General features: G+C 66.5%; 5 protein-coding genes. 2 read left to right on the forward strand and 3 right to left on the reverse strand.

Features of this window, described 5'->3' with window-relative positions; translation table 11 throughout:
* On the forward strand, positions 1-696 hold a 696-nt coding region (locus tag ACIQ42_RS16310; protein WP_397423301.1), incomplete at its 5' end, for an MATE family efflux transporter.
* 5 nt (positions 697-701) lie between these two features.
* Here the strand turns inward: ACIQ42_RS16310 and ACIQ42_RS16315 are convergent.
* The 3 genes from ACIQ42_RS16315 to ACIQ42_RS16325 form a co-directional block, all read right to left on the reverse strand.
* A complete protein-coding gene (locus tag ACIQ42_RS16315) occupies positions 702-1,769 on the reverse strand; it encodes a hypothetical protein (RefSeq protein ID WP_397423302.1) in 1,068 nt (355 codons plus the stop codon).
* Between the two features lie 78 nt (positions 1,770-1,847).
* Complete coding sequence (locus tag ACIQ42_RS16320; protein ID WP_397423303.1) at positions 1,848-2,807, reverse strand: aspartyl protease family protein; 960 nt, start codon at positions 2,805-2,807, stop codon at positions 1,848-1,850.
* Entirely contained in the window at positions 2,804-3,871 is a 1,068-nt protein-coding gene (locus ACIQ42_RS16325; RefSeq protein ID WP_397423304.1) for a beta-N-acetylglucosaminidase domain-containing protein, read from the reverse strand. The genes ACIQ42_RS16320 and ACIQ42_RS16325 overlap by 4 nt, the downstream gene beginning before the upstream one ends.
* A gap of 75 nt (positions 3,872-3,946) precedes the next feature.
* On the opposite strand from ACIQ42_RS16325, the gene ACIQ42_RS16330 reads away from it, so the two are divergent.
* On the forward strand, positions 3,947-4,474 hold a 528-nt coding region (locus tag ACIQ42_RS16330), incomplete at its 3' end, for a saccharopine dehydrogenase family protein (RefSeq protein WP_397423305.1).

Below are 4,474 nucleotides of genomic sequence, written 5' to 3' on the forward strand. Positions count from 1 at the left end.
CTGCACAATCTCAAGCCGGATGGCGCGCTGATCTGGATGCTGGTCGCCAAGGGTGCGCCCATGGCGGCCGAGAACATTATCGTTCAGGGCGCTTACTTCGTCCTGCTCAGTCTGGTGAACGCCCAGGGCGCCGCGACGGCCGCCGCCTACGCCGCCGCCGCCCAACTTTGGGGCTATGTCCAGATGCCGTCGGGCGCGATCGCCCAGTCCATGTCGGCCATGGCGGCGATCTGCATCGGGGCCGGCCGCTGGGACCGTGTCGGCCGGATCGCCTTTCAGGGTTGCCTCGTATCCGTCGGCTTCACCTTGCTGGCCGCCGCGTTGGTCTATGCGTCCGGCGACCTTCCCCTGAAGCTGTTCCTGCCCGAGGGTGGCGAAGAATTGCGGATCGCGCGGGACATCAACGAGATCGTCCTCTGGGGCTGGATCTTCCTGGCGATCACCAACGGCCTTTCGGCGATGGTGCGCGCCAATTCGGCAATGCTTGCGCCGACACTGATCTACGCCACCACCATGTGGGTCATGCGGGTGCCGTTTGCGCTGATGCTGTTGCCCCTTATCGGAGCCGCTGCGATCTGGTGGAGCTTTCCGCTGGGAACCATAGGCTCCGCCAGTCTGGCGCTGGCCTACTATCGCTGGGGCGGGTGGCGGAAGAACAAGCTGATGGTGGCCAGTGTGGTGGATCAGCGCGCCTGAGCCCGCTACTCGCCGCCTTCCTCCTTCACCGCACCGCGATTGCCTTCCATCTCACGGCCCTGGCGTTCCTCCTCGCGGGCGCCGGCGAGGATGCCGTACAGCGCATAGTTGCCCTCGTGGCAGGCGTATTCATAGACCATCTCGCTTGACGCATTGAACGCCTGTTCGCCCTTGACCGGCTCGGTGAAGGTCGCGGGATCGATGACCTCGAAGGTGTATTTGATCTGCTGCGGGGAAATGCGGGTGAAGCGTTCGATCACCCTCATGTTCTCGGTGGCGCCGCGGAAGGTCTGGTCGCGGCGGAAGTTGGCGGTCTCGACCACCAGGGTGTCACCCTCCCAGCGCCCGATGCTGTCGCCCATCCACTGCCGGACAGACGCCGGTTTGTGCGTGCTGTTCAGGCGGATGATCCGTGTGTCGTGGACCATTTCGATCTGGATCATCACCTCATCGCCGGTCTGGGCGATCTGGTAGTGGTTGTTGTAAAGCACCGGCAACATCGGCGGCCCGGACGTCGAGCCGAAACCCACCAGGCAACGCTCGCCCAGGGGGCGCCGCTCCGGCCCGTCGAAGTTGCCCAGCCGGCCATTGCCGAACGCGGCGCGCTGGCGGGCGAGGGCGGCGGCGCTCAAGGGCAAGCGGCCGTTCTTCGGTTCAACCAGGATGGACGAGCGGGCCTCGCCGCCGATGCGGATGACCTTGGTTCCCGGCGCCACCCAGAAGGCGTTGTAACCGCAGGCCGGGCCGCTGGAGCCATTGCCGCAGGTGGGCAGATCATCGACCCCGGTTTTCTGGTCGGTCGGCCGGCCGGCGGCTTCCATCGCCTGGGCGGTGACGCCTTCGATCCGGCGCGCTTCATCTTCCGACAGGACCAGGCGGTCGCCGAAGCGGGGATCGCGTTCCAGGCGGGTGATGGTGGCGTTGGTCCAGACGCCGGAGAGGTCCGGGTGGCCCCAGACGTTCCGCGGCGTCTTCCATGCGGAAGTCTTTGAGGCGGGGGGCTGGGCCTGGGCGGCGGCGGGCAGGGCCAGACCAAGGCAGGCAGAGACGAGCACCAGAGCGCGAAAAGTCATATCAAAGCCTCCCGACAAACCGGATATTCCAATCCGTTGCCGCTGAGGATAGGCCGGAAATTCGAAACGGAAAGGGCTTTAGCCGGTCGGCGGAACCACACGCAGCGGAGGCCTGACCAGAACCAGCCTCTTGCCGCCAAGATCCAGGCCCATGCGGAACTGGCGGAACAGCCCCGCGCCCAGCAGGCCTTCCGGGCCGCCGGCGCCGAACGCGGGGCGATAGATCTGAATGTCCACCGCCGAGAGATCCAGAATTCCAATCCGGACGGAGCGCGCGGTGACGATCCGGTTCAGGCTGAACCCGCCCAGATTGACAGAGTGCGCCGCGCCCTGTGCGCGGCCCGGGGACAACAGGCCCACCTTGCGCGCGGCGGCTTCTGACAGCGCCAGCAGGCGGCTGGAACCTGTGTCCACGAGCACATCGACCGGATCGGCGTCCTCAATCTTCACGGCCACCACGGGCGCGCCGCCGCGCCGCCGGAGCGGGAGGTAGATGGCGTCTTGTGGGGATTTGTAGGCGCTTGCACTCAGGAACCGGACGCGCGCGCCAGGGAAGTCGGCCTCGACCACGAGCTGGCGCAGGAGGTCACGGCCAATCAGCATCTGAAAGTCGCGCCCGCTGAGGGCCGAAACACCCGCCAGGTCCAGCGCCGCGGCATGCAACCCGGGGGTCGAGAGCCCCGGCATCGCGAGGTCCAGGAGGACCGAGTGGGTCAGGTCCGGTTTTCCGCTGACGCCAAAAGCCAGCATGGGCGCCGTCAAGGGACGGCGTAGCCCCAGGCGGTTGGCGACTTCGGCGTCGATGGCGGTCATCTGCGCGCCGGAATCGACGATCGCGCGGATAGGGACGCCGTTCACGGCCACGGTGAGATCGATTAGTCCGCCGCCCGGGGACATAGCCATCCAGGGTGTGTCGCGCCCGTTGGCCAGTCGCACGTCCAGCGGCGGCCAGGGCAGACGGTCACGCACCAGCCAGAGGCCGGCTGCGCCGGAGGCCAGAAGCGCCGCGCGGGTGAGCAGGGCGCGGCGCGTGGTCACTGGGTCTGCAATTCGTCCACGCCCGTGTTGAAGGCCCCATCCAGCCAGGCGGTGATCTCGCGGGCCGCCGGGTGATCAAAGGCGGCGAAGCGAGCGTGCAGGCGCGCCTTGCGCTGATCATCCAGACCCTTGAGGCCCGTGTCCTCAAGCAGCAACAATGTGCGTTCCACGGCATTGGCAAGATCCGGGCCGAGCACAGTCACCGCCGCGCGGCGGAAGGCCGCCAGATACTCGTAAGCCTCGCCCTGCGCATAGCTCTCCGCCAGCGTCAGGGCCGGAATGCGTGACAGGACAGCCTGCGAGGCCGTGTTGATGGCGTGGCCGGAGATGTGGGCGGCGATCGAGGCCGGGCGGCCGGTGAAGGCGCGCAGATGCAGATGCTGGCTCATCCGTGGGCCGTCATTGACGGGATAGTTGTCCCAGAGGAACGGTTTGCGGCGCATCTGGTTGGTTACGCGCGCCAGATGGCCGGGTGAATACTCGCGGGAGCAAACCTCCTCGCCGGTCCACATGAGCTGGATCGCGGGGTCGAGGCCGACGCCCAGATCTTCCAGATAGTTGGCGGGCCGCTGGCCAAACGCCCGGTCCAGCACCGGGTCGTCGGTGTAGTAGCTGGGACAGGCGATAATCCGCGATGCGGTCGTACGCCCGGCGATCCAGTGGATGATCTCGACCTGGCGCGCGGCCAGGCCGGGCAGGTCGCCCTTCATGTCGTCGAAGAATATCCCGAGATCGGCCAGGCCCAGGCTTTCGAGCTGGGCCAGCTTGGCGGCGAGCGCAGCCTTGGCGTCCGCGTCGAAACCGAGGAACAGCTCATATGGGCTGAGGCCTACGCCGAAACGAACCCCGACGTTGCGACAGATCCCGGCGAAGGCGGCGAGCGCCGCGAGTTCGGCGTCGGGATAGGGCTCTCGCCAGCGCCGCCGCAAATGGCCGTCCGCCTTAGGGGCGTAGAGGTAGAAGCTGTAGCCGTGCGGCGCCAGCGCCCGAACCATGTCGGCCCGCTCATTCCAGCTGTAGGGACGACCGAAGAAACCTTCGATGATTCCGAGATCGATGCTCATGTACCAAGACTAACGGCAGGCGTTGCGTTGACGATGTAAATTTGTAAGGTCGCCACCGAAAAAGGAGCCGCGATCATGAACCCCGCCGCAGAGTTCGACATCATCGTCTATGGCGCTACCGGCTATACAGGCCGCCTCGTCGCCGAGCATCTGGCTGCGCGATATGGCGTGGGCGGTGAAGTCAAATGGGCGATGGCCGGGCGCTCGGCGGCGAAACTGGCCGAGGTGCGTGACGAAATCGGCGCGCCCGGGGACACGCCCCTGATCGTGGCTGACGCGTCGAATGCGGATTCGGTTGCGGCGATGGTCAGCCGCGCCAAGGCGATCATCACGACGGTTGGTCCCTATCAGCTCTATGGCTCGGACCTGGTGGCGGCCTGTGCGAAGGCCGGCACGGACTATCTGGACCTCAGTGGCGAGCCCAACTGGATGCGCCAGATGATCGACGCCCATGACGCAGCGGCCAAGGCGTCAGGTGCGCGGATCCTGCACTCGGTGGGCTTCGACTCGGTGCCGTTCGAACTGGGCGTCTACTTCTGCCAGGAAACGGCGAAGGCGAAGCTGGGTGGGGTTGTTCCGCGCGTAAAGGGTCGCGTCCGCGGC

This window comes from Phenylobacterium sp. (assembly GCF_044372605.1).
Lineage (GTDB): Bacteria > Pseudomonadota > Alphaproteobacteria > Caulobacterales > Caulobacteraceae > Phenylobacterium.

Bases quoted from the DNA above. Each gene is read 5' to 3' on its own strand.
- ACIQ42_RS16315 (WP_397423302.1), bottom strand. From the start codon at position 1,769: ATGACTTTTCGCGCTCTGGTGCTCGTCTCTGCCTGCCTTGGTCTGGCC.
- ACIQ42_RS16325 (WP_397423304.1), bottom strand. From the start codon at position 3,871: ATGAGCATCGATCTCGGAATCATCGAAGGTTTCTTCGGTCGTCCCTAC.